We start from the raw sequence: 24,307 nt of genomic DNA, 5'->3' as shown, positions 1-24,307 counted from the left end.
TGCCTCAGAACTTCAGCGACACGCCGCTGAAGAACGCCCGACCATAGGGGTCATAGGTCGACGGATAGGTGTTGGCCTGCTGCTGATTATCGCCCAGGATCGGCGGTTGGCGATCGAACAGGTTGTTCACGCCCAGCGTCCAGGTGAACTTCTTCATCACGTCAAACGACAGCGTCGTATCGACATAATGATACGCCTTGATGTGATCGACCGTGTAGCCGCCCGAGTCATCATCCACCGGCGACAGATAGCGATAGAGCATCGAGAACGTCACCGGCCCCGTGGTCAGCGTCGTGCGGGCAGACAGGCGCCACTTGGCGTAGGGGTCGCCGCAATTGACGCCGAATTTGCCCGCACAGCTGACGTTGAGATCGGGCAGCGACGCCACCGGATTGATGTCGAACGCCAGCAGACGCGTGCCGCTCACGCGGAACGACAGGCTGCTATTCTCCGCGCCGATCTTAAGCGGCACCGAATAGCGCGCCTCGAAATCGATCCCGCGCGTCTTTGCGCCGCCGGTATTGGCGAGCAGGTTGACCGCACCCGTAATCGCATAGCTGTTGGCATCACGCGGCAGCAGCGAACAATACGAGCTGTTATACGCGACATAGCCGTTGCCCGCATTGCCGTAACAAGCCGTGATGATGTTCGCCGTGCCAGGGGTGGAGATATAGTTCGCGATGTTGATGCGATAATAATCGACGGTCAGCGAGAAACGCTTGAGGAAGCGTGGCTGCAGCACCGCGCCGACCGTATAGGTATTGGCCGTTTCCTCGCGCAGATTGCTGTTGCCGCCGGTGACCGAGTCGATCTGCGATCCGTTGTTGAAATCCGTCCCGAGCGCGCTGGCCCCAACCCCAGACGCCAGGCAGCTTGCCTTGAGATTGGCATTCTCGATCGCGGCCTTCAGCGTGCATGGGTCGGTTGCGGTCGGGAAATCCTGGGAGGTACCGCTATAGAGATTGGAGACAGTCGGTGCCCGCACTGCGCGCGAAAACTGCCCGCGCAGGCTGATATCGCGGATCGGCGACCAGACGAGACCGCCCGAGAAGGTGCTCACCGATTTGGCTGCGGTGGAATAATAAGAATAGCGATACGCGCCATTGGCAACCAGGCTGTGGATGAACGGCTTGTCGGCGAGCAGCGGCACTTCGATTTCACCGTATAGCTCTTTGACGTTGTATCCGCCCGACAACCCCTGGCTGCCGTTGAACCCGACCACATCCCCCGACGCCAGCGCTGCATCGGGATTGTAGCTGCCATATTCGTCGCGATATTCAGTGCCGATCGCGATCCCCGCCGGGCCAGCGCCAAGGTCGAACAGATTGTCGTTGGTGATCGCCGCGCTCGCCACCTTCTCGGTGATTTCGGCGACGTTGCGCGTATCGATCGAGATGAAGGCCGCGGCCGCACTGCTGATATTGCCCGCACCATAGATGTTGAGCGGCACGCAGCCGTTGCTGGTGTCGGAACAGATCAGATTGCCCGACGAATCATAGGTGGTCTTCAGCGCCTGCAGCACGCGCTTGCGCGATACGTTGCCGGTCTGCGTTTCCACCTGGCGGGTGTGCGAATAGCTGAAATAGGCGTCATATTTCCAATCGCCGGTAATCTCCCCCTTGGCACCGAACACGCCGCGATAGGCGGTGTTGTCATCGCTCGAGATGCGGGCACCGACCTCGGTCATGCGGCGATAGATCGTCGCGGTGGTATAGCCGTCGCCATCGGTATCCGCCGCTTTTAGCAGCGCCTGCGACGAGGATGAGAGGAACGACGAGTCATTGTCGATCTGCACCGCGCCGGTGAACGGCGTTGGCGCGAGCTGGTTCTTTACCTTGTTGTGGATGTACTGACCCTCGGCATAGAGCGTCAGGTGGTCGCTCACGTCATAATGCGCCTGGCCGCTGAACAGATACCGCTCCTGCGGCACCTGAAGATAATTGGACGGCGCGTAATTATAGGCGTCGGTCTTGGAGTTGTAGCTCGAATAGCTGCCGTCGGTGTCGAATTTGCGGCTGACGCCGCCAATCGCGAAACGCGTCCCCGGGATCGAGCCGGAGCCCCCCGCCGCCAGACTGGTCCCATTGTCCACCAGCGTCTGGCTGGAGTAACTGCGATCGCCCTGCAAAATTCCGTTACGCTTGGTGTAATCGCCATACAGCGTCACATTGCCGCGCCCGCCATCGAAGTTGTGGCCGACGAGCAGGTTGACGTCAGCCGTTCCGCCATCACCCTGGCCGGTAAGCCGGTAATTGGCATTGGCCTGGACGCCCGAAAAGTCTTGCTTGAGGATGAAATTGACCACGCCCGCAACCGCATCCGACCCATAGACTGCGGAGCGCCCGCCGGTAACGAGATCCACCCGCTCGATCAGCCCCGTCGGGACGGTATTGAGATCGACGATCTGCTTGGCGTCGTAGGAAATATAGCGTCGCCCATTGACGAGCACGAGCGTGCGCGTCGGGCCCAACCCGCGCAAATCGGCCGTGCTGACCCCGCCGCCCGGATTGTTGGAGGCACCCGTGGTGCTCGGCACAAGTTGCGGCAGGTCCTTCAGGATGTTTTCGACGTTGATCTGCCCGCTCAGTGCGATCTCCTGGCTGGAAATGACCGAGATCGGCGATGCCTGCTGCAGTTCCGGCCGTCCGATGCGCGAGCCGGTGACGACAATGTCGACCGGGGCGTCGGCAGCGCCGGGCTGATCCGCACTCGCCGTCTTATCCGAAGGCGTGGTTTGCGCGTGGGCGAACGTGGGGGTGATAACCGCCAAGGTGGTAGAAAGAAGTCTTGCAACGAGGGTGATGCGCATGGGCAAATCCAGAAAGCTCGGGTTGAACTCCGAATGAAACTTCGGATGTCACGAACGTCCTCTGAATCGCATTGCTACATCAATAAAAAAGGATCAGCCAAAGCAAGCCGTCATCTTTCTGTCACGCCAAAACTACTCTTTATTACGATGTATTGTCGATCTTTTAGTATTGTTACGTGGCATTTCATCGCAATATGTATTATTTATATTTCGCAAAGGAAAAGCCCGCGCAAGCGGCGTGCGCGGTAACGAAGATTGGGATTTCGCAAGCGCTTTGTCCGCAGCTTCGTATTAAAGAGCCCGCATGCATATTCTGCTCGCCGAAGACGATACCGAGACAGCGCGCTTCATCGCCGAAGGCCTGACTGCCCTCGGCCACCAGGTCACGCACGTCGCAACCGGGCCCCTGGCGCTACAGGCGGCGAGCGATGCCACCTTCGATGCGGTGATCCTGGACCGGATGTTGCCGGGCCTGGACGGGCTGGAGGTGCTGCGCCGCCTGCGCGCGGTCCCCAACCGGGTCCCGGTCTTGGTGCTGACCGCGCTGGGCGGCATTGCAGACCGCGTCGATGGGCTCGATGCCGGGGCCGACGATTATCTGGTCAAGCCCTTCGCCTTTGTCGAACTCGCCGCGCGGCTGAACGCGCTCGCACGGCGCGTGCCCGGCCCCGAGCAAACCACCCGGATCGAGATTGGCGAGATCGCGCTCGATCTGCTGCGGCGCGAGGTAACGCGGTGCGGCAAGCCGGTCCATTTGCAACCGCGCGAATTCGCCTTGCTCGAACAACTCATGCGCCAAGCCGGGCGTGTGGTGACGCGCACGATGTTCCTTGAGAACGTGTGGGGTTTTCATTTCGACCCGCAAACCAACATCGTCGAAAGCCACCTCAGTCGGCTGCGCACGAAGTTGCGCGAGGGGTTTAGCGACGATCCGATCGAGACGATCCGCGGCTCCGGCTACCGGATCCGAACCGATGCGTAAGCCGAAGGCAAGCGCGGCATACCGCATTGCCTTCACCTATTCGGCGGCCTTCACCCTCGCCATCCTGCTCCTCGGCGTGGCGATCTACATTGCCGCAGACGCGCAATTTCGTCGCCAGCAGGATGCCGCCCTGGTCGACGAGGCGAGCGCCCTTGCGCATGAATATAACGAAGGCGACTTGCCCGAAATTCGGCACGCCATCGCCAGGCGCGAAGGCAGCAACACCATCAACGCCTATGGCTATGCACTGTTCGATCGCACCGGGCACCGCGTCGGCGGCGGCCTGAACACCCGAAAGCCGCCAGTCGGACTGCAGGACATCGTGTTTATCGATCCTGTCGAGGGGGCCGATCACGCGCGCGCTTATGCCACCGATCTGACCCGCGGTCTTCGTTTGGTCGTCGCGCGTGACAGTGAGAGCTTGGAAGGAATCGACCAGACCATCGTGCTGATCTTTGGCGGGGCGTTCGTGCTGGTGATCGGCCTCAGCGTGGTCGGTGCCTTGCTGCTCGGCGGCTATCTCCAGCGGCGGCTCGATGGCATTAGCGGCGTCGCGCGCGCGATCATGGCGGGCGACATGGCGCAGCGCGTGCCACTCTCCGACCGCCGCGACGAATTCGATGCGGTAGGATCCGCGCTCAACACCATGCTCGATCGGATCGGGCAGTTGATGGACAATCTGCGCCAGGTCTCGAGCGACGTGGCGCACGATTTGCGCACGCCGTTGCTGCGCCTGCGCAACCAGCTTGAGCAAGTCGGCCAGGTCCCGGGAGCTGCGGAACGCGCGATCGAACAAGGCGATGCGGTGCTGGCGCTGTTCGCCGCGCTGCTGCGCATCGCCGAGGTCGAGGGCGGCGCGCTGGCCCGCAGCTTCGTCGCCACCGACCTGACGCTGGTGGTGACGGAAATCGCCGAAAGCTATGCACCGGCCTTTGCCGATAGCGGGCGCACGCTTGGCTGGTCGGTCGCGCCCGGCATCACGGTGCTGGGCGACCGCGAATTGATCGCGCAAGCGCTGATCAACCTGCTCGATAACGCCCTGTTGCACACGCCGCCCGGCACGCCGGTTGCCGTATCGTTGGAGGCAGATGCGCCCGTAGCAACGGTGTCGGTCGCCGATGCCGGGCCGGGCGTGCCGCCGGGCGACCATGCCCGCATCCTCCAGCGTTTCGCGCGCGGCGAGGCCAGCCGCACCACCCCCGGCAACGGGCTTGGCCTTAGCCTGGTCGCGGCCGTAACCGCCGCGCATGGCGGCACGATCGCGGTGGACGACAATAGGCCCGGCCTGCGCGTGACGCTCCGCATCCCGCGCGTGGACGTAGCCTAATTCTGCGCGACCCCAGCGGCGACCAGTTCGCGCCGAGCCGCATCGAATGCGCTGCGAAACTCTGGTTTCGCCAGCAAGCGTTCGGCGATGAGCAGCCCGAGCATTTGCCCCGCGCTCACGTCGCTGCGGAAATGCTGTTCGCACACGATCCGGCTTTGGCCATAGCGCGCGGCGCGCGCCAATAGCGCGTCCGCCTTTTCGGGCACCAGCCGCGCGAGCGTTTCGCCCATAGAAAACGCCATCGAGGTATGGCCACTGGGATAGCTCGACAGCGGATCGTCATTGCGCTTGCAGCTCTTCAGCGCGGGATCGACGATATAGGGGCGCGCGCGCTTGAAATGATCCTTGCCGCGGTCGACCGCCGCCTTTTCGCTGGCGCGCACTTGCGCCAGCAGCGCGGCGGTTGCGGGCAGCCGGTCGAGATCGAACTTGGGGCCGAGCACGCTGGCGAAGATCGTCGCGTTCTTGGTTTCGCCCTCCAGCCGCGCATCAGCTTCATCGGCAGCGGTGCGCGCCGCGCCCGCCGCGCGCAATTCGGCGAGTTCCGCCTGCGCCTGCACGCTACCCGCCGCTGGCGGCGGCGGCAGGACGAGTGCGGGGTCGAGGTCCCGCGCATCAAGCAACGGTGCCACCTTCGGCGCGGGAGCCGCCGCAACGCAGAGCGCCACGGCGGCGATAAGGGCCCGCTTCATCAGAAGGTCAACGTCACCTGGCCGGTGATCGCACGACCGGGCTGGTAATAATATTGGTCGAAATTGGATGTGCTGACAACACCGATGCCAGCGGTGTTCTTGCCCGTCCCGATCTGCGTCACCTTTTGCGAATTGAGCAGGTCGGTGACGTCAATTCCGACCCGGATCCGCCCGAAATCATAGCTCGTCGCCAGATTGACCGTGTTGTAGGGCGAAATGCGATAGGTATTGGCCAAGTCCGCATATTGCGGCCCGGTCCATTTGTCGGTCAGCGAGAATTTGATCGGCCCGTTCTTGTAAAGGATACCGCCAGCCGCCGTCGACATCGGGGCCTTGCCGATGATCGTGCGCGGGACGACCTTGCCCGTCACCGGGTCGGTATAGACATTGGTCTTGGCATAGTTGCGCGAGGCGTTGGCAAACACGGCCAGACCGTTGCCAAAGGCATAGGTCACCTGCCCCTCGACACCTTTGTACAGCGCACCGCCGATGTTGGTGAAGATCGTGCCGAGCCCTTGGCCGGACGTGTCGGTGTAGCTGTAGAATTTGTTGGTGAAGTTGATGACATAGACATCGGCGTCAAGCGACAGATGACTGCCGTGATACACCGCGCCCGCCTGATAGTTGGTCGATTTCTGCGGCACCGCGTTCGAGAAGGTCGTGTTGGCGACGTATAGCTGGCTCAGCGGCGGGGCGAGGAAGCCCTTGGCATATTGGCCGTAGATCGAAAAATTGCTGGTCGGCTGATAATTGATCGTCACGAACGGAAGATCAGCGCTGTAGTTATTGGCATTACGCTGCGCATAGCGCGTCGTCTGATTGTACAGCGCGTCGATCTTGCGACCGAAATCAACGTGCTTGAAGCCGGGTGTGATTTTCAGCCCTTCGATCGGGCGCAACTCGAGCTCGACGAATTCCTCGGTATGGTTGCCGCGCGACTTCTGGTCGAACTTGATATATTGCGGGGTCAATGCCCCGGGATTTAGCCCAGTCGCCGGGGCTTTTACGACTTTCTCGATATAGTTGAAGCCGCCCGTCGTCAGATCGACATCGGTCTGCTGACGATAGGTATGGCTGAATTCGAGCCAAGCGCCTGCCGTGATCGTCGCGAACGATGCAAGGTCGATCCGCACCTTGGCGATATCCCCGAACACGCGGTATTTGTTGGTCTTGGTATAGCCCGGAATGTCGCCCGGAATCGCTTTCCCATCGGCACCCGTCGTCGTGTACGCTGCGCCCGGCAGCGTGGTCACATCGTTCGCCGAGAGCGTCTCGTTATCATAGTAATAGGTATACGCACGGTTTTCGAACACCGCGCCCGGCGCAAGGTTCGCTTCCAGTTTGATGATTTCGAAATCTGTCGTCTTGTCGGTATGGTTGTACCCATAATATTGCGAAGTCTTCGGGTCGTTGTTCAGCCCGAAATATTTTCCGTACAGAGATTGCTGATACAGTGTCGAACCGTCGCTGTCGGCCTGGTTGAAGCGGTTCTTGTTATAGGTCGCGATGAAGGTCAGCTTCACGTCCGGGCCAACCGGGACGACGACTTTGCCGAATAGATTGTAATTCTGGTACTTGGAATAGCTCGTGCGGCCGTCACTATGGACGTACTGACCGCTGAACACCGCCTGCGCGCCATTGGCAAAGGTGCCGGTCTGCAACAGGCCCCGCGCAAGATAGGTGTTGAAGCTGCCATAGCTGCCGACGATCTGGCCGCCAAAGTCATCGCGCGTGGCGCGGCTGAACAGGTTGAAGGTACCGCCAAACGTCGCTTGGCCAAGATTGCTGGCATTGCCGGGGCCGCGATCGACGATGAGCGTCTCGATCGTGTTCGACGGGAAGAAGGTGGTCGAATGGTGCGTCGGGTCGTTGGTGTCGCCGAACGGCACGCCGTCATAGGTGACGTTATATTCGCCGTCCTGAAAGCCGCGGATTTGCGCCTTGGATTCGGACAGGCCGATACCGTTATTGCCGCCATAGTTGGAAACGCTCGGCGTGATCAGCGCGATCTGGTTGAAGTCGACCGTCGCCGGCAGCGAATCCTCGATGAACGAGCGCGAGACGATCGCTTGCGGCTGCGTCGTCTTCAGCGACGCCGTAACGGGTGCGAGCTCGTTGGCCTTGGTCGCGGTAACGACGATGTCGGAGCCTTCGGCGATGTCGGTCTTCGCGGCGGGTTCGGTCTTCTGCTCGGTCGCGGCGGCAGGCGCGGTTTCGGCCGCAGCGGCGGTGGCGCAAAACGAAGCGACAAGCGCAAAGGCGCTTACGCCGAGCAGACGCGAACGCGCCTCGGTGCGAATCGACATGATTTTGTTTTCCCCAACTCGGTGTCCGTCCCGGTGGGATCGGGCTATGGATCAGCCGTGACAGTTTCGTTGCAAATTGGCGTCAATTTCGAGATTGAGAAATTGTAACAAAATGTGTCAGCGGTCGGGCAAGGGGCTGAGGCGCACGGCAGTCGGCTCCGCGCCGGGGCCAATCCGGGTCAGAGCCCGCCATGGCGGGGACCGATCGGCACGCGCCGCGCCAAACCGGGTCAGACACGCCATAAAGCTGGGCGAGAACATCGCGTCCTTGGGTTCCTTGACGCACGATCCCGGCGGCCGATCGAACCCGTCAGCCGTCACCAACCCGATTGGCCCGGTCGGGTCCGCCAGTCGCAAATCGGCAATCGACTGCACTTCCAATTGGTTGACCACAATCGCCTCGGCACGCAGCGCATTGGTCAGCGCATCCGCGCCCTTTTGCGGCGAAGCGTCATCGGTCAGCACCGTCGGCCCATTGCGCACGACATAGAGCATCGGCGGGGATGGCGGGTTTGCCATGCCCTGCGACTGCGCCATCAGCGCCGCCGCGCGGCCCTCGGCATAAGCCTGCGCCGCGACCATCGTTTCGAACACCGATTGCCGCACGCCGCCGTCATAATAAACGCGGTCGCCCACCTTCACCTGCTGAAAAAACACCGGCATCGCCGCCGAAGCAATCGCCGCCCCGGCAATGCATTGCTGCGCTTCGGCCTTGGGCAAGGTGCGCGCCATCATCTTGATCGGCGCATAGTAAAAGTCGCCGCTTTCGGCATCGACAAAGCCGATAAAGGCGTCGGCGCTGGCATCGGAGGCGAGCGCGTCGATCATCGGACAGCCCTTTGTCGGATTGCCATCGACGCACAAGGCCGCGAGCACCTTGCGCTTCAGCGGAGCCAGCCCCGCGATCGACCCGGTAATGACCGCTTGCCATTGCGGGTTGCGGTTGACGATATCGCTCTCGCTTTGCGGCGCATAGGCCTGGCGCAGCGCGGCAAATGCCGGATCGGTGCCAACCGCCAGGAACAGCGCCTGCAATCCGCCCGTGCTGACCCCGGTAATCGTGCGGGCGCGGGGGAATTGATCGGGATGGGCGCTGCGCAACCGATCGAGAAAGCCGACGCCAAACGCCCCCCATTGCCCCCCGCCCGATAGCAGCAGCACGGCGTCCCCCGGTGAGGTGGCGATCGCCGCCTCGGGCGCAAGCAGCATTTTCGGTCGCATCGCGCTGCGCGCGCCCGCCGCGAGGCTTGCCTCCAGAGAAAAGCGCGCCCGTGGATCACTCGCCAGCGCCTGCACACGCGGCGATCCGGTCCCGGCATCCGCCTGAATGTCCTCAACCAGGCGCGACTTCGGCATCTTGACGATGTAATTCGCAAAATTCGGACAATCGATGCGAAGCGCGCCGCGCGTGGCGCACCCGCCGAGCGCCAGCGCCATGATCACCACCAGCCCCGCGCGAAACCCCAGCATGGCACGCCCCCAAATCGTTTCGGACCCAATTCGCACTTGCCAATAGACGCGACCCGCGCACGATGTTTTACTGGAGTCCGAAAAACGTGAAAGCCGCCGCGGGGGCGAACGGCCGGAGCGACGTGGGGAACGGCGCTATGGAGAACAGGACGCGGCATCGCTTGCGGCTGCTCGGAGCATTCGGGCTGTTCGCGCCCGACGGCACCCGCCTGCCGATCACCAGCCGCAAGGGCATTGCCTTGCTCGCCTTGATCGCCCTGGCCCGTTCGGGCGAGCGCTCGCGCGCCTGGCTGCAAGCGCAATTGTGGGGCGGCCGCGATCCCGACCAGGCGCGCGCCAGCCTGCGCCGGGAACTGTCCAATTTGCGGATCGCGATCAATGTCACCGACGGGCCGCCGCTCCTCTCGGCAGACTCAGTGAAGGTTCGGCTGGACCTCGAACGGATCGATGTCGATGTGCGCGAACTCCACACCGACGTCACCAATGTACGCGCACCCGCGCTCGCCGACCCAGGGGAATTGCTGGAGGGCCTCGATTTGCCCGGCGAGGAGGGTTTCGAGGATTGGCTCCGCGAACAGCGCCAGCAAGTCCGCACGCTGATCGAGCATGTGCATGTGCAAGCGTGGGAACGCATTGCCTTGTCCGACGCAGGGGTACCTGCACAGGGTGAACAAACCCCCGCCACGGCCGCCCCCGCTACCGGTTTTACTCCATCGTCGCGTAGACCGTCGGTCGGTGTGATCGGGTTCAACACGCGCTCCAGCGACCCCGACGATATCGCGCTTGCCGCCGCCTTTACAGACGAGATAGGGGACGCGCTTTCCCGGTTTTCGACGCTGTTCGTGGTGCTTGCCGGGCCGCGTGTGGAGCGGCCCCTGGACCACGGCCCGGTCTGCCGCGAATTGGGCGTGCGCTATCTGCTCGAAGGCAGCGTCCGGCATGAGGGCGACACCATCCGTATCCAGGTGCGTCTGACCGACGGCGTGGTGCGCGAACAGATCTGGGCGCGTCACTTCGACACCTCGCTCCACGCCCTGTTCGACGTGCAGGCCGAAATCGCCGCCACGGTCGCGCAACAGATCGACTCCTCGGTCGAAATCGCCGAGCGCACACGCGCCGCCGCGCAACCCGTCACCACCGCCGACGCCTATCATCTCTATTGGCGCGCCAACGCGCTGTTTCGCCGATGGGAGCGCGCACCGATGGCGGAAGCGATTGCGCTGGCGGGGCAAGTCCTTGCGCTGGAGCCCAACAACGCCTGGGCAAGCGCGCTTGCCGCCTTTTGCCATTCGGTCACCTTTGCCTTTGGCTGGACCGACGACCCCGCCGCGACACACGCCGCCGCACTCGGCCATTATGAACATTGCCTGCGATATGGCGACGACGATCCGTTCGTGCTGGGCTATGCGGCGGGAACGCTGGTCGGCATTGGCGGCGACATCGACATTGCCGATCAGTTGATCGACCGCGCGCTGGTCATTCACCCGGCCTCGGGGGCCAGCCTGTTCTGGGGCGGCTGGGTCGACATCGCGCGGGCCAACCCGGCGCGGGCGATCACGCGCTTTGAACAGGCGCTACGGATGAACCCGCGCTCGGCGGTGCGACCGCAAGCGCTGACCGGGATTGGGCTTGGCCTGCTCGCGCAGGGCGAAGTCGCGCGCGCACGCGCCGCCCTGCGCGAGGCGGTGCAATATCTTCCTTATGCCCCGGTTACCCTGGCGGCGCTGATTGTGGCCTTTACCCTGCATGGCGAAGAGCAGGAGGCGGCCCCCTTCGCTACGCGTCTGAGCGGGCTTGGCGGCACCCGCAGCATCGACGCGACCATTCGCGATCCCAAGATGCGCGCCCTGCTCGATACGACGCTCGCGCGTTACGCCAAGCCCCAGGCGGTCAACGCATCGCTACACAAAACCCCGCGCATTTCGGGCGAGAGCAGCCGGTAACGCGCCGCCCGCCAGCGCCCGGCGCGCGAGCGGGAATCGGTCGGCATCCCGAAATCGCGCATCACCCGCGTGCTGGTGATGACGCCTTGCTTGCCCCAATGCTGGCTGAACGGGATCCCGTCGCGCTCCAACGCCAAGGCCACGCAGCGGGCGGCGTCGGCGCTGTTGAGCGTGCGCAGCCCGTCCATGTTGATCACCACCGTGTCATCGAAGCGCGTGAACGCCATCAGCCCGGCCGCCTTGGTGACGAAGCGCAGCGTGAACACCTGATGCCCGCCGCCATGGGTGTGAAACGCGTCGAGCATGGTTTTGAGCGTCGTGGCCAAATGCGCCCGCTCGATCGCATAAGCGGCGTTATAGAGTTCGATTTCCCAGCCGAGGATCTTTTGGCGGACATGCGGGCCGTTGGCCCCACCCCAGGTCAATTGCCGTGGGGCGACGCCGGGCGCGGGTTCGGTCTTGAATTCCTGCGCGACCAGCCACGCCACCGCCTGCGGCAAGGGCAGCAGCAAATCCTGTTCGGGTTGCGCCGCCAGCGCGCGGCCCAGCAGATTGAGCGGCTCATGCGTCGGTTCGTGCGGCACATCGGGCAAGGTCGCCAACCGAGCGACCGCACGGTTCGGCTCGCGTTTGTAGAACAGCGTCACCATCGCATTGTGGGCATCGCCGCGATAGCCGGCATACGGGTGAAATGGGTCCAGAATGACCTCAATATAATATGGCGTGTCGCGGCTTGGCGGCCATACTTCGCGCGCGAAGCCCGCATAATCGCCCGCCTGTAACTGGCCGATCGCGGCGGGCGTGAGCGGGTGCTTCACCCGCACGAGATCGACCACGAAGCCCGGCACCGCCTCGAGCAGGACGGCGTTGACGATGCCAAGCCCGCCAAGATGGACCAGCGTCGCGTCGAACAGATCGGCTTCGAGCACGACATGATTGGCCAGCGTCCGCGCCGATGCCGCGGCCAGCCACGGCACCGGACCGCGTTCGATCCACCATGATTCGCCCGGCCCGGTCACGATATGCACGCCGCGAACGTGGTTCTGAAAACCGCCATAGGTGAGCGCGGACCCATGTACGCCGGTGCCCAGCATCCCGCCCACCGTCTGCCCGTCATGCGCGCCCGACGTCGCCAGCGAGAGCGACGGCTCCAGAAACGCATTGAGCTCGTGGATCGTCGTGCCCGCGTGCACCAGCACCATGCGATCGCGATTGACCGCCGCCGCCCCCAGATCGGCCGGGTCGACGCGCCAGACATGTTGCGCCAGCGTGGTCTGCGCAAGGCCGCCCGGCCCCTTGGTGATATCGCTGAACGACCAGGCCGAGCCCAGCACATTGACCGGTGCGCGCTTCTGCGCCGCATGCGCCAGCACCGCGCCCAACAGTTCGGCGGTTTTGCGCAACGCCGAAATCGCGTCGCTTGGCCCCGGCCCCGGAACCAAGGCGGCGGTTTCGACCTTCAGCCGATCCTGCGTATGGTGGTAATTGCGCCAATGCGGCGTGGTGGACCAAGACAGAGAGGGCACGCGCTTTCCTCCGAACACTAAGGTGCGCGTGTCGTGCCGCACGCCTGTCCGAATCGCGTGAAAATCAGAGGGTGCCGCCGCCGATCACGCGAATTTATCCGCGCGCCGCCGCCCGACCAGCAGCCCACGTTCAAGCCGCCCGCACAAGGCGGCGTAATAATCGTCGAGAAAGCCGCGATCGTCGTGATCGTCGGGCAAGCCTGCCTTGCGCCGGATCGCAGCGGCGACGGTGGCGATGGCATCGTCACGCCCGCTGCGCAGCACATCCTCCAGCGTCTGGAGCTCATACACCCCATACAGATCAAGCGCGGCTTCGGTGAAGATGCGGCGCGGGCGTTCGGTCGCGCGGGCCAGGTCCGCGCCCAGCTCGCCGCGCACCGTGCGCACCACCCAAGTGCCCGCGAGCAAATCGCCGATGCGCAAGCGATCGCGGTTGAACAGTGGGAAGAACAGGAAAATGCAGCTCCACCCGAGCGAGAAGATCGTCACGAAACTGTCCGCCAACCCCTGCACCGCTTGCGACATCAGGAACGTGAGCGGCAGGAACACCTCAATCTCGCGCATCGCGTTGCGCGCGATCACCGCGCCGCCGGTGAGCCGCGCGCCATCGCGCGCGACGACGCGCAGGCCCATCAACCGCTTGCCCGGAGTCGCGCCGCGCCCGCCCATTTCGAACAACACGAACCAGCCATTGCGCAGCACGAAGAAGCCGAGCAGCCAGAGGATCGCCAACGCGCTTTGCTTGCTGGCGACAAACAGCAGCGCGATCGCGATCGTCACCACGATCAGCAGGACCAACATCGACACAGCATCGACCATGAAGGCGGCGGCCCGCACCCCTGCCCCGCCCAGCTCGATCTGCAGATCGACTCCTTCGGGCGTGACGAAGCTGCGCCGCAACGATTGCGGCCCGGTCGCTGGGCGCGACCGATTACGCCGGAACAACGCCATGGCGGCCCCTCGGCAAATAGAAATAGAGCAGCCACCCGACCAGCATCGCCAGACCGATTGCGTAGCGCGACAAGTCGGCGGTGACCGTCTGCCGCCCGATCCCTTCGAGCACCCCGGCCACCGCCAGCATCACCACCGTGCCCGCCATTACCGTTGCCCCAGTCTTGCCCGCGGTAACCGCCGCATCCATCCGCGCCTGGCGGCCGGGAAAGGCGATCGCGGTGCCGATGCGGAACCCCGCCGCCCCCGACAGGATGATCGCGAACATTTCGGTGGTGCCGTGGATCATGATCCAGCCAACGAAGCCGAAGCCCAGCCCCTTGGGCGCGAACACCGCGAGAAACGCACCCAATGTCAGGCCGTTATAGACAATCAGCAACACCGTCGGCACGCCGAAAGCAAAACCCAGCGCAAAGGCGAAGATTGCGATTTGCGCATTGTGCGTGAACAGGAAGGCGGCAAAGGTCGCCAGCGCGTCCTGATCCTTGGTGTTATACAGCGTCTGGCGCAGGCTTTCGGCAGAGGCGGACGGGTCACGCCCCTGCGCCATGCCATCGCCGACAATGCCGAAAAACCAGCTCGGATCGCCGCGCACCAGCACATAGCCGACCACCGCCGCCGCGACCGTCAGCAGGAAAGCGACGAGCGTCTCGCGCCAGATCGAACGGACCGCAGTGGGCCAGGCGGCGCGGAAAAAGCGCCCCAATTGGCTCAGCGCCGAACTCGGCACGCCGTAAAGCTGGAAATAGGCGCGCGTGCAAAGCTGTTCGAGATAAACGATCAGCGCGCGATCAAGCGAGGTCTCGCGCGCCACCGCCAGCGACGACAGCGCCGAGCGATACAGCAAGGGCAGCGCCAGCAAATCCTCATCCTGCAGCGCGCGCACCGAGCGGCGCTCGATCCGCGAGACGAGATATTCCAGCCGCTCCCAATCGGCGGCATGGGCGGCGCGAAAGCGGCTGGCATTGACCAGCACCGGTTGCGGCGGCGCGAATGCGGAAACAGCCGCGGGGGCGGTGTCGGTCACAGCAGGTTCCTCCGCTTCAAATCGACATAACCCGCGACCAGTCGCTCGCCGACGCGATCATGCTCGGCTTCGATCACATGCACCCCCAGATGCTGCAAGCGGGTGAGCACCAGCTTGCGGTCGCGTAGCAGCGCCGCCGCCGTCACCGCGCGCGTCACATCGTCGGCGGTGGCGGGTGCGGCATCGGCGATGCGCTCCAGTTCCTCGTCGCGCAGCACCACGACCAGCAGCAAATGCGTGCTGACGATCCGCGCCGCCGCGCGCACCATGAAATCGGCCGAGGTCAGGTCGGTAAATTCGGTGAACAGCACGATCATCGAGCGCCGCGTCAGCCGCGCCGCCAGCGTGGTGAGCGCAAAGGTATAATTGGTTTCCTCAGCCGTATAGTCGATCGCCGCCGCCAGCCGCTGCAAATTGGCAAAGGCGGGCATCCCCGATACCACCCCGCTGGCGATGCGCGGGCGCGAATCGAACGCGTGCAGCGCAACCCGGTCGCCGAGCTTCAGCGCGATCCAGGCGGTCAGCAACATCGCCGAGACCGCGCGATCGATGCGCGGCAGCCCCGCGACCGGCTCGCACATCTGCCGCCCGGCATCGACCGCGAACACGATCTGGTTGTTGCGCTCGGTACGATATTCCTTGGCGTGGAGCTTGGTCTGCCGCGCCGATTGCTTCCAGTCGATCGCGCGGCGGTCCATGCCGGCGCGAAACTCGACCAGCGCCTCGAAATCGGCCCCATCGCCGCGCTCGATCTGCGCGATCAAGCCTTGCAGCGCGTGCCGCTGGAACATCTGCGCACCGCGATCGTGCAGCGGGCGGATGTCGGGCAGGATGGGCAAGGTCGCCGCCGTCGGAATCACCCGCTGCTGCCACGCCAGCCCGAACGGCCCGCGCCAGCGCAGCCAGATCTGCTCGAACCGCGCCGTCCCGCGCCGCACCGTCGCCAGCGGCAGGACCGCCGCGCCGCGACCGCCCCGAAGCGCGATCCACATCCGCCCGTCATTTTCCAGCGTCACCAGCGGGTTTAGCGCAATGGCGACTTCGGCACTGCCGGGTGCCCGCGCCCCGTCGAGGGCGACGCTGACCACCGCCTCCACGGTCGCGCCAACCGAGGCGCTCGGCGGCACGCTGATCTTGGCGGTGCCCGCGCGCCGCCCGGCCAGCGCATCGACGGCGGTCATCAACAATATGGCGATCGGCCAGGCGAGCCCGACGAACCAGCGCCCGGGCATCGCCACCGCCACCAGCAAGGCGACCGGTGCCCCCGCCGCCGCCGCCAGCACCGCCGTGCGCGTCGGGTAGATCACCGTGGCGCTTCGATCGTTTCGATGATGCTGGTGACGACATCCTCGATCGCACGGCCATCGATTTCGGCGGCGGGCGACAGGATCAAACGGTGGCGCAGCAGCGCCGGGGCCAGCGCCTTCACATCGTCAGGGATCACGAAATCGCGCCCGTCAATCGCCGCGCGGGCGCGCGCCGCGCCCGCCAGCATCGCGCCAGCCCGCGGGCTCGCGCCGCTTTGCAGATCGGCGACACCGCGCGTGCCGCGGATCAGCGCGGTGATATAATCGATCACCTCGTCGACCAGCCGCACCTGCCCGACCACCGCGATCGCATCGGCAATGGCGGCGGCATTGGCGACGGCCGCAACGCCCCATTCGGCGGGCTCCATCGCATGGCCGTGCGCGCCATGCGTGGCGATGATGCGGCGTTCCTCGGCGGCACTCGGATAGTCCACGGTCTGTTTGAACAGGAACCGGTCGAGCTGCGCCTCGGGCAACGGATAGACGCCCTGCTGCTCGATCGGGTTCTGCGTCGCCACCACCATGAAGCGCTCGCCGAGCGACAGGCTTTCGCCGTCGATCGTCACCGTGCGCTCCTGCATCGCCTCGAGCAGCGCCGCCTGCGTCTTGGGCGGGGTGCGGTTGATTTCGTCGGCCAGCAGCAGATCGGTAAAGATCGGCCCGCGCGTCAGCGTGAAAGTGCTGGTCTGGAAGTTGAACAGATTGGCCCCGATAATGTCCCCCGGCATCAGATCGGGCGTGAACTGGATGCGCCCGAAATCGAGCCCGATGACGCGCGCAAAACTGCGCGCGAGCAGCGTCTTGGCGGTACCCGGCGGTCCTTCGAGCAGGACATGCCCGCCCGCAAACAGCCCGACCAGCAGGACCTCGACCGTCTGCTCCTGCCCGACCACTGCCTTGCCGATCTCGCCGCGAATGGCCTGGGCCAGCGCCGCCACGTCCTCGACTGTCGTGATTGCACCCGTCACCGTGTCTTCTCCCATAACCATCGATGCAGCGCCTGCGCCGCCTGAAGCATATCGCGCGGGTCGCGCGCCGCGCGCACCTGCTCCGCCAGATCCGAAAAACGCGCGCGATCGGTAAGGCCATCGAGATGCGCGTCGAGCGCGCCATCGCGCAGCCGCGCGGGCACCCCGAACACACCCACCGCGCGCTCGCGCACCAGATCGCCATAACGCGCGCCCAACGCACCCTGCCGCCCGGCCTTGCGGACCAAAGCGGCGGCATTGTCGATCAGCGCGGTCTTGCCGAACGCAATCGCGCGCTCGCGCCGCCGTGGCGCGCCAAAGCGCGCCGTCGCCTGGATTCCGGCGAGCAGCGCCGCCGCCGCGACCGCCAGCGTCATCGCGAGGAAGGGCGGCTCGAACGCGAGCTTGAGCGGCGTCCGCGACCGGCCAAAGCCGTTCAGCGTCACGTCGAACAGCACCGATTTCGCGCCCGTCGCGTTGAGAAAGTCGAGCAACGCCAGCGCCGAGCGCGCCTGTTTGGCATCACGCATCGCGATGTTCGACAGCAAATCGGGGTCCGCCAGCACATAAAAGGGGTGCTCGCCAATCTGGCCGAGCACGATCCCGCCCTGATCATCGGTAATCAACGGCTTCAGATCCGCCCCCGCCATCGTCTGCAACGGGCGTGGCGCGGCAAAGTGCAGGTCGGCGGGCATCCAGGACAGGCCGACCAGGGGCCGCCCACCGCTCGGATGGCGCGCGATCTTCAGGTCATTCTTGGGGGCGAGCACGCCCTCGGGCTCGAACGTCGGCTGCAGCCCGCGATAGCGCACCCACCCCGAATGCTCGGTATCGGCGACGGTGCGCCATTTGGGCAGGATCACCAGCGTCGGCTTGAGCGCGCGCTGCTCGATCACCTTGCTCATATCGGTGCGTCCGGTCTCGGGCGTCAGCACCACCAGATCCTCGGTATCGAGCGCGCGCACATCGCGCACGATCTGGGCACCCCGCCCGGTCGCCTGCGCCAGTTGCACGATGCCGCTGAACCCCGTCGCCGCATTCGACAGCGCGTGCGCCCCGCCATTGCGGCCGGAGCGCAAATCGGGCGCATAGGCCCCGAGCACCAGCATGCCGAGGAACAAGGCAATCCCCGCGCCCACGATAATGCCGACTGTGCGCACGGAGAAGCCACCCGAGGTCGCCCCTGCAGTGCCGATCGCAATGTCGCTCATCCGCGCCACGTCCGGGGCAGCGCGAAATCGGCATAGGCCGCGCGCGCGCTTTGCCAGTCATCGGCGGCAACCGGGCGTCCCCCGAACAGGCTACGCTCGACCAGGCGCGCAATCCCCGCAAACAGGCCGCGCGCCGATGGCGGAATCGCGTCGGACGCGCTGAGTTCGCGACTGGTCAGCGCCGGGCGCACCAATTGCGGGCGACGCCGGGCGATGTCGTCGATCGAGCGGAACAGCAAATGGTGCACCGCCTCGGCATAGCGCCCCGCCGCCGCCAGTGCATCGGCCTCGCGCAGCCATTCGCGCACCGGTGCCGCCTCCGGCTCCCACCCGGCTTCCTCTTCGGGCATGATCGCCGACGGACGGGCGCGGCGAAAGCGCGGCAAGCGCCATTCGCCGTAGCGGATGCGCTGATAGGCCGCCCACAGCGCCGCCGCCACGGCCACCGCCAACACCGCCCATAAGAAGATCTTGGTATAAGGCCAGTTGGGAAAGAGCCCGTCCAGCCACGCGAAAAAACGTCCAATCGGGGCAAGCACATGCTGCAGCCATTTGCCAAACTGAATCAGCCATAAGGGCGGCTCGGGCGGCGGCGGCGCGGGGAGCAGCGTGAACTGAATCGTCGAATCCGCCTTCAGCGCCGCATGGGCCGCAGCGAAACGGTCGGTAGCGGTCGCCACCTGCTGCGATGTCCCCCCGCTCACTGTCATTCCCCCGGCAGCATGGGTCGCTACCCCCCTCAAACTAAACCAACTCTTCCGTCGCGCAATCGCCAAATTGCGCTGGACGAAGCGGATCGCATCCGCCACCCTGACAAGGGTCTAGGGTCGGGGGATACGCAGACATGGCGACTATCGCAGCAGCATCGGACCGTCGCATGTCGATTGGCCGGGTTTTCAACCGCGCCTTTGCAACAATCGGTGCCAATCCGCTGACAATGTTCGGTATTTCGTTCCTGTTCGGAGCGTTGCCGAGCGTTGTGCTCAAGGCTCTCCTGCAAAGCCCACGGGCAACACAGACGCTGCCGTTCAGTTCCACCGCGCTTCTGCTGACAGCGGGCGTGGCGCTGTTGACACTGGCTTTCAACTTTCTGGCGCAAGGCGCGCTGGTACGGGCAACGGTGGCCTATAGCGACGGGCACCCCGTCAGCTTCGCCGAATCCGCGCTTGCCGGATTGCGCAAAATCCTGCCGCTCTTCGGGTTGGCAATCTTGCTCGGGCTGATCGTGATCTTCGGGCTGGCCTTGCTGATCGTGCCGGGCATCATCCTTTACGTGATATTGTCGGTCGCCACCCCGGCCTTGGTCGAGGAAAATTCCGGCATTTTCGGTGCCTTCGGACGCAGCGCCGCGCTGACCAAGGGCGCGCGCTGGAACATCTTCGCGCTCGAACTGGTCGTGCTGGTGATCTACTGGATCATTTCGGCGGTGGTCGGATTGCTCTTCCTCGCGCTGATCGGGTTCCAGAATTTCGCCAATGCCGCGCAGGGCCAAGGCGGCCTGTCGATCGGGCTTATTGCCGTCAGCGCGGTATCGTCCACGCTGGTGATCACGATCATCTCGACGATCCAGACCTCGCTCTATGTCGAACTGCGCAACTGGAAAGACGGCCCGGCGGCGGAAGCGCTGACCGATATCTTCGGCTAAGGCGCTTCAGCGCGCGTTCACCGTGAATCGGCTTAGCACGCGGCGTTGGCCGGTAGTTCCAATCCGGCCCTGATCTGGTCTAAGGGCCCCGCCATGAATCGCTTCCTCTCCGTTCCGCATCCGCTTTGGTCGCGGCTTGCGCTATTGCCTTTTGCCATGCTCGCGCTCGGCGCGGGCGCGCCCAGCGGCGTGCTGCATGTCGCGGTCGACAATGTCCGCGCCCGCACCGGGCGCGTGCATGTTGATCTGTGCACGCAGGCGCAGTTCCTGAAGGATTGCCCGACCTCAGCCGATGCCCCGGCCCGGATCGGGCAGACGACGGTGACGCTGACCGGCCTGAAGCCCGGCCGCTATGCCGCGCAGGTGTTTTACGACCAGAATGGCAATGGCAAGATCGACCGCGCGCTGTTCGGCATTCCCAAGGAAGGCGTCGGCTTCTCCAACGATGCCAAGATCCGCCTGGCCCCACCCAAATGGGAGGAAGCGGTGTTCGACTATGACGGGCAGGAACAGACGATCCGCCTGAAATTGCGTTATTTCACGGGCCCGGACGCGCCCAAGCAGTGATTGCGCACCGCATCCAGCAACTCGTCGCGCTTGGCGTCAAGCGGCCGTTCGCGGTGCTTGCGGTGTGCCTCGCGCTGGTCGCAGGCGCGGCGCTCTATGCCGCCAGCCATTTCGCGATGACGACCGACACCGCCGCGCTGATCTCCCCCAAGATCGCGTGGCGGCAGAATGAGAAAGCGGTCGAGACCGCATTTCCGCAACTGTCCGACGTGCTGCTGGTGATCGTCGATGGCAAGACGCCCGAACTGGCCGAAGCCGCCACCGCGAAACTGTCCGCCGCGCTCTCCGAAGACACCCGCCATTTCCGCACGGTGCAGCGCCCCGACGGCGGCGCGTTCTTCGACCGCGAGGGGCTGCTGTTCGGCTCGACCGCGTCGGTAAAAGCGTCCACCAAGGCCTTGATCGACGCCCAGCCCTTGCTCGGTCCGCTCGCGAGCGATCCGTCCTTGCGCGGCATTGCCGGCGCGTTCTCGACGATGCTGACCGGTGTCGGCAATGGCGACGTGCCGCTCTCGCGGATCGACCGCCCGATGCGGACGATGGCGGCCGCGCTGGAAACTTCGGCGGCGGGCAAGCCCGCATATTTCTCGTGGCAGCAGCTCTTTGCCGAACCCGGCGCGGGAGCCGCGCCGCCGCTGCGCCGCCTGATCCTCGCGCAGCCCAAGCTCGATTATGGCGCGCTCCAGCCCGGTGAGGATGCCGTCGCCGCGATCCAGGCAGAAGCGGCGAAGCTCGGCCTCGACCAGGCGCATGGGGTGACCGTGCGCACCACCGGCGAAGTGCCGCTGGCCGACGAGGAATTCGCCACGCTGGAGGAGAATATCGGCTTTGTCGGGCTGATAATGGCCGCCGCAATGTTGATCACTTTGTGGTTCGCCACCCGCTCGGCGAAGATCGTCGCGGGAATTGTGGTGACGATCGTTGCCGGGCTGGTGGTGACGACCGCACTCGGGCTGCTCGCGGTCGGCGCGCTCAACCTAATCTCGGTTGCGTTCATTCCGCTGTTCGTCGGGCTCGGCGTCGATTTCGGCATCCAGATCGCGGTGCGTTTCAATGCCGAACGGCTCGACGGGGCCGATACGGGTTCCGCGCTGCAACGCGCGGCGGTGGCGCTCAGCGCGCCGCTGGCGCTGGCGGCCGGCGCGGTGTTCCTCGGCTTTGGCGCGTTCCTGCCGACCGATTATATCGGCATTGCCGAACTCGGCATCATTGCCGGGCTCGGGATGATCGTCGCGCTGGTCGCCAGCGTCACGCTGCTGCCCGCAATGCTGATGCTGCTCAAGCCGGGTGTGCCACACCGCGAAGTCGGCTTTGCCGAGGCGGCCCCGGTCGATCGCTGGCTGCACAGCCATCGCAAGACGGTGTTGTGGGCGTTCGGCCTGTCGATGGCGGGCAGCATTGCCTTGCTGCCGTTTGTCCAGTTCGACTTCAACCCGCTCCATCTGCGCGCCAAAGACGGCCCGGCGATGCGCGCGCTGAGCAATCTGATGCGCGACCCTTTGCGCACGCCCAATACGATCAACCTGCTCGCCCCCAATGCGGACGCCGCCACGGCGCTGACCGCGAAACTGGCCGCGCTTCCCGAAGTGGCGGAGGCGGTGTCGGTCGACAGCTTCGTCCCCGCCGACCAGGAGACCAAGCTCGCTTTGGTGCAGGATGCCTCGCTGCTGCTCGATGCGACGATCAATCCATTCGACCTGACCCCGCCGCCCAGCGATGCCGACTCCGCCGCCGCGCTGGCGCGTACCGCCGCCGAATTGCGCGCGACCGCGATCAGTCATCCCGGCCCGGCCGCCGATAGCGCGCGCCGTCTCGCCACCGCCTTCTCGCGCCTCGCAAGCGGCACGCCGCAGGACCGCGCGCGCGCGACGGCCCTGCTCGTGCCCCCGCTCGACACGATGCTGGGCCAGATCCGCGCGACGTTGCAGGCCGAAGCGGTGACGCGCGCCACGCTGCCGCCGGAAATTGCCGGGAACTGGGTCGCCAAGGATGGCCGCGCCCTCGTGCAGGTGTTCCCGAAGGGCGACAGCAACAACAACGCCGTGCTGCGCCGCTTCACCACGGCGGTGCGCGCCGTCGCACCCGATGCCAGCGGATTGCCCGTGGCAACGCAGGAGGCAGCGGGAACCGTCGCCTGGGCATTCGTCGAGGCGGGTGTGCTCGCGCTCGCCTTGGTCAGTGGCCTGCTCTTCTTGGTGCTGCGCGACGTGAAGGAGGTGGCGTTTACGCTCGCCCCCGTCGTCCTTTCGGGCTTCTTGACGCTCGGCAGTTGCGTGCTGATCGGGCAGCCGATCAACTTCGCCAACATCATCGCCTTCCCCTTGCTGTTTGGCGTGGGCGTCGCCTTCCACATCTATTTCGTGATGGCGTGGCGCGGGGGCGCGACCGATCTGCTGCAATCGAGCCTCGCGCGCGCGGTGCTGTTCAGCGCGCTCGCCACGGGCAGCGCATTCGGCAGTCTGTGGCTGTCGCGCCATCCCGGCACGGCGAGCATGGGCAAAATCCTGATGATCTCGCTGGCCTGGACCCTGGTCTGCGCCTTGATCTTCGAACCGGCCCTGCTCGGCCCGCCGCGCGCGAAAAAGGCTTAGGGCGCGGGGCTTACCGGCGCGGGCGCGCTGGGGGTGGCCGGTTTTTGGTCAGCGGGCGGAGCGGGATCGGCGGGAAGATCGTCGGCCGCAGGCTTTGCCGCCCCCTGCGACGCAGCGGGCGTGGGCTCGGCCGCCGCAGGATCGCTCAAAGGATCGTCAAGCGGGCTGCTCGTTTGCTTGCTGCCATGGCGCAGCTCCGCAACGGTCGCCGCACGGTCCTGCAAGAAGGCGGAGCGCAAGGTCGCATAGGGGTCGACCGCGCCGCCCAGCAGCGCCTTCAACTCGCCATCGGATTCGGCGCGGAGATCGATCCCGCTGAGCCCGGCCTGGGCGGCCTGATATTCGGCGCGATCGAACGGCGTGCCGATGGTCAGCGGCAGCACCGCGCCCTCGCCCACGCCGGCCCCGAAGTCGCGCAGCGTATTGGGGCCAACCAGCGGCAGGAAGATATACGGCCCCGGCCCCACCCCGTAGCGGCCGAGCGTGTTGCCAAAGCTGTTGTCATGATGCGGCAAGTTGAAATCGGACGTCTTGGCGACATCAAGCAATCCGCCAATCCCGATGGTAGAGTTGACGCCAAAACGCGCCAGCGTCTTGAGTGCGCGCTTCGGCTTCAACTGCAGCACATCGTTGGCGAAAACGAGCGGCTCGCCGACATTGGAAAAAACGTGGCGGATGCCGGTGCGCACCACCTTGGGCACGATTTTCTTATACGCCATCGACACCGGACGCAGGAAAATCCGGTCGAGAAATTGATGGATCGAGAACATCACCCGGTTGAAGCCTTCGAGCGAATCGCCCTTGGCATGGTGGCGGTGCACCCTGGGGGTTTGCCCGGCCATGCCGGGGGCGAGCGGCGGAGCGACCGGAGCCGCCTGCACGCGCGTCGCCGACGGAGCCGCCGCCGGTTGCTGCGCCGCCACGGGGGCGGCGAGCAGCGCGATTGCCACCGCCAGCACGCTGCTCGTCGATCGAATCGTCACTC

The 24,307-nt window shown here is 65.1% G+C and carries 18 protein-coding genes; 6 read left to right on the top strand and 12 right to left on the bottom strand.

The window, feature by feature from the left end; all coding sequences use genetic code 11:
- Positions 1-4: 4 nt before the first annotated feature.
- Positions 5-2,809: a TonB-dependent receptor gene (locus tag H4W01_RS04630; protein WP_209610088.1), complete on the bottom strand. Its 2,805-nt coding sequence runs from the start codon at positions 2,807-2,809 to the stop codon at positions 5-7.
- Between the two features lie 304 nt (positions 2,810-3,113).
- Here H4W01_RS04630 and H4W01_RS04625 point away from each other — a divergent pair, with 304 nt between their 5' ends.
- Positions 3,114-3,791 (top strand): response regulator transcription factor, encoded by a 678-nt coding sequence (locus H4W01_RS04625; RefSeq protein ID WP_209610087.1) that lies wholly within the window; start codon positions 3,114-3,116, stop codon positions 3,789-3,791.
- A complete protein-coding gene (locus H4W01_RS04620; protein ID WP_209610086.1) occupies positions 3,784-5,118 on the top strand; it encodes a sensor histidine kinase in 1,335 nt (444 codons plus the stop codon). The genes H4W01_RS04625 and H4W01_RS04620 overlap by 8 nt, the downstream gene beginning before the upstream one ends.
- Here H4W01_RS04620 and H4W01_RS04615 read toward each other — a convergent pair.
- The 3 genes from H4W01_RS04615 to H4W01_RS04605 all read right to left on the bottom strand — a co-directional run bounded on the left by H4W01_RS04615 (position 5,115) and on the right by H4W01_RS04605 (position 9,586).
- Positions 5,115-5,810 (bottom strand): phosphatase PAP2 family protein, encoded by a 696-nt coding sequence (locus H4W01_RS04615; RefSeq protein WP_209610085.1) that lies wholly within the window; start codon positions 5,808-5,810, stop codon positions 5,115-5,117. The genes H4W01_RS04620 and H4W01_RS04615 overlap by 4 nt on opposite strands.
- Positions 5,810-8,116 (bottom strand): TonB-dependent receptor, encoded by a 2,307-nt coding sequence (locus H4W01_RS04610; protein WP_209610084.1) that lies wholly within the window; start codon positions 8,114-8,116, stop codon positions 5,810-5,812. Before H4W01_RS04610 ends, H4W01_RS04615 begins: the two co-directional genes overlap by 1 nt.
- A gap of 117 nt (positions 8,117-8,233) precedes the next feature.
- Positions 8,234-9,586 (bottom strand): patatin-like phospholipase family protein, encoded by a 1,353-nt coding sequence (locus H4W01_RS04605; RefSeq protein ID WP_209610083.1) that lies wholly within the window; start codon positions 9,584-9,586, stop codon positions 8,234-8,236.
- A 137-nt stretch (positions 9,587-9,723) separates the two neighbouring features.
- On the opposite strand from H4W01_RS04605, the gene H4W01_RS04600 reads away from it, so the two are divergent.
- Positions 9,724-11,529: a hypothetical protein gene (locus tag H4W01_RS04600; RefSeq protein ID WP_209610082.1), complete on the top strand. Its 1,806-nt coding sequence runs from the start codon at positions 9,724-9,726 to the stop codon at positions 11,527-11,529.
- On the opposite strand, the gene H4W01_RS04595 is transcribed toward H4W01_RS04600, so the two are convergent.
- The 7 genes from H4W01_RS04595 to H4W01_RS04565 form a co-directional block, all read right to left on the bottom strand.
- Positions 11,457-13,055, bottom strand: a complete 1,599-nt coding sequence (locus H4W01_RS04595; RefSeq protein WP_209610081.1) for an FAD-binding protein — start codon at positions 13,053-13,055, stop codon at positions 11,457-11,459. The genes H4W01_RS04600 and H4W01_RS04595 overlap by 73 nt on opposite strands.
- A gap of 84 nt (positions 13,056-13,139) precedes the next feature.
- The gene (locus H4W01_RS04590; protein WP_209610080.1) at positions 13,140-14,006 is read right to left on the bottom strand and encodes an RDD family protein; all 867 of its coding nucleotides are present in this window, start codon (positions 14,004-14,006) and stop codon (positions 13,140-13,142) included.
- Entirely contained in the window at positions 13,987-15,033 is a 1,047-nt protein-coding gene (locus tag H4W01_RS04585; RefSeq protein ID WP_209610079.1) for a stage II sporulation protein M, read from the bottom strand. The genes H4W01_RS04590 and H4W01_RS04585 overlap by 20 nt, the downstream gene beginning before the upstream one ends.
- Positions 15,030-16,340 (bottom strand): DUF58 domain-containing protein, encoded by a 1,311-nt coding sequence (locus H4W01_RS04580; RefSeq protein ID WP_209610078.1) that lies wholly within the window; start codon positions 16,338-16,340, stop codon positions 15,030-15,032. The genes H4W01_RS04585 and H4W01_RS04580 overlap by 4 nt, the downstream gene beginning before the upstream one ends.
- A complete protein-coding gene (locus H4W01_RS04575; protein WP_209613246.1) occupies positions 16,337-17,323 on the bottom strand; it encodes an AAA family ATPase in 987 nt (328 codons plus the stop codon). Before H4W01_RS04575 ends, H4W01_RS04580 begins: the two co-directional genes overlap by 4 nt.
- Positions 17,305-18,519 carry a hypothetical protein gene (locus H4W01_RS04570; RefSeq protein ID WP_209610077.1) on the bottom strand — a complete coding sequence of 405 codons (1,215 nt, stop codon included), beginning with the start codon at positions 18,517-18,519 and terminating at the stop codon, positions 17,305-17,307. The genes H4W01_RS04575 and H4W01_RS04570 overlap by 19 nt, the downstream gene beginning before the upstream one ends.
- The gene (locus H4W01_RS04565) at positions 18,516-19,229 is read right to left on the bottom strand and encodes a DUF4129 domain-containing protein (RefSeq protein WP_209610076.1); all 714 of its coding nucleotides are present in this window, start codon (positions 19,227-19,229) and stop codon (positions 18,516-18,518) included. Before H4W01_RS04565 ends, H4W01_RS04570 begins: the two co-directional genes overlap by 4 nt.
- 134 nt (positions 19,230-19,363) lie before the next feature.
- On the opposite strand from H4W01_RS04565, the gene H4W01_RS04560 reads away from it, so the two are divergent.
- The 3 genes from H4W01_RS04560 (at position 19,364) to H4W01_RS04550 (ending at position 23,322) form a co-directional block, all read left to right on the top strand.
- The gene (locus H4W01_RS04560) at positions 19,364-20,164 is read left to right on the top strand and encodes a hypothetical protein (RefSeq protein WP_334685149.1); all 801 of its coding nucleotides are present in this window, start codon (positions 19,364-19,366) and stop codon (positions 20,162-20,164) included.
- A gap of 93 nt (positions 20,165-20,257) precedes the next feature.
- Positions 20,258-20,731 (top strand): DUF2141 domain-containing protein, encoded by a 474-nt coding sequence (locus tag H4W01_RS04555; RefSeq protein WP_209610075.1) that lies wholly within the window; start codon positions 20,258-20,260, stop codon positions 20,729-20,731.
- The gene (locus tag H4W01_RS04550) at positions 20,728-23,322 is read left to right on the top strand and encodes an MMPL family transporter (protein WP_209610074.1); all 2,595 of its coding nucleotides are present in this window, start codon (positions 20,728-20,730) and stop codon (positions 23,320-23,322) included. Before H4W01_RS04555 ends, H4W01_RS04550 begins: the two co-directional genes overlap by 4 nt.
- On the opposite strand, the gene H4W01_RS04545 is transcribed toward H4W01_RS04550, so the two are convergent.
- Positions 23,319-24,305, bottom strand: coding sequence for an MlaA family lipoprotein (locus tag H4W01_RS04545; protein ID WP_209610073.1), 987 nt, complete (start codon positions 24,303-24,305; stop codon positions 23,319-23,321). The two genes, H4W01_RS04550 and H4W01_RS04545, sit on opposite strands and share 4 nt — an antisense overlap.
- Positions 24,306-24,307: the final 2 nt, after the last annotated feature.

The sequence above is a fragment of the Sphingomonas sp. PL20 genome (assembly GCF_017875905.1).
In the GTDB taxonomy this organism is placed as follows: domain Bacteria; phylum Pseudomonadota; class Alphaproteobacteria; order Sphingomonadales; family Sphingomonadaceae; genus Sphingomonas; species Sphingomonas echinoides.
Note: the sequence above shows the minus strand (reverse complement) of the source record. Positions and strands in the feature narration are given on the sequence as shown.

Excerpts from the sequence above, each read along its gene's own strand:
- H4W01_RS04615 (WP_209610085.1), bottom strand. The coding sequence starts at position 5,810 with ATGAAGCGGGCCCTTATCGCCGCCGTGGCGCTCTGCGTTGCGGCGGCT.
- H4W01_RS04560 (WP_334685149.1), top strand. The coding sequence starts at position 19,364 with ATGGCGACTATCGCAGCAGCATCGGACCGTCGCATGTCGATTGGCCGG.
- H4W01_RS04610 (WP_209610084.1), bottom strand. The coding sequence starts at position 8,116 with ATGTCGATTCGCACCGAGGCGCGTTCGCGTCTGCTCGGCGTAAGCGCC.
- H4W01_RS04620 (WP_209610086.1), top strand. The coding sequence starts at position 3,784 with ATGCGTAAGCCGAAGGCAAGCGCGGCATACCGCATTGCCTTCACCTAT.
- H4W01_RS04590 (WP_209610080.1), bottom strand. The coding sequence starts at position 14,006 with ATGGCGTTGTTCCGGCGTAATCGGTCGCGCCCAGCGACCGGGCCGCAA.
- H4W01_RS04555 (WP_209610075.1), top strand. The coding sequence starts at position 20,258 with ATGAATCGCTTCCTCTCCGTTCCGCATCCGCTTTGGTCGCGGCTTGCG.
- H4W01_RS04605 (WP_209610083.1), bottom strand. The coding sequence starts at position 9,586 with ATGCTGGGGTTTCGCGCGGGGCTGGTGGTGATCATGGCGCTGGCGCTC.
- H4W01_RS04625 (WP_209610087.1), top strand. The coding sequence starts at position 3,114 with ATGCATATTCTGCTCGCCGAAGACGATACCGAGACAGCGCGCTTCATC.
- H4W01_RS04570 (WP_209610077.1), bottom strand. The coding sequence starts at position 18,519 with ATGAGCGACATTGCGATCGGCACTGCAGGGGCGACCTCGGGTGGCTTC.
- H4W01_RS04575 (WP_209613246.1), bottom strand. The coding sequence starts at position 17,323 with ATGGGAGAAGACACGGTGACGGGTGCAATCACGACAGTCGAGGACGTG.
- H4W01_RS04565 (WP_209610076.1), bottom strand. The coding sequence starts at position 19,229 with ATGACAGTGAGCGGGGGGACATCGCAGCAGGTGGCGACCGCTACCGAC.
- H4W01_RS04630 (WP_209610088.1), bottom strand. The coding sequence starts at position 2,809 with ATGCGCATCACCCTCGTTGCAAGACTTCTTTCTACCACCTTGGCGGTT.
- H4W01_RS04600 (WP_209610082.1), top strand. The coding sequence starts at position 9,724 with ATGGAGAACAGGACGCGGCATCGCTTGCGGCTGCTCGGAGCATTCGGG.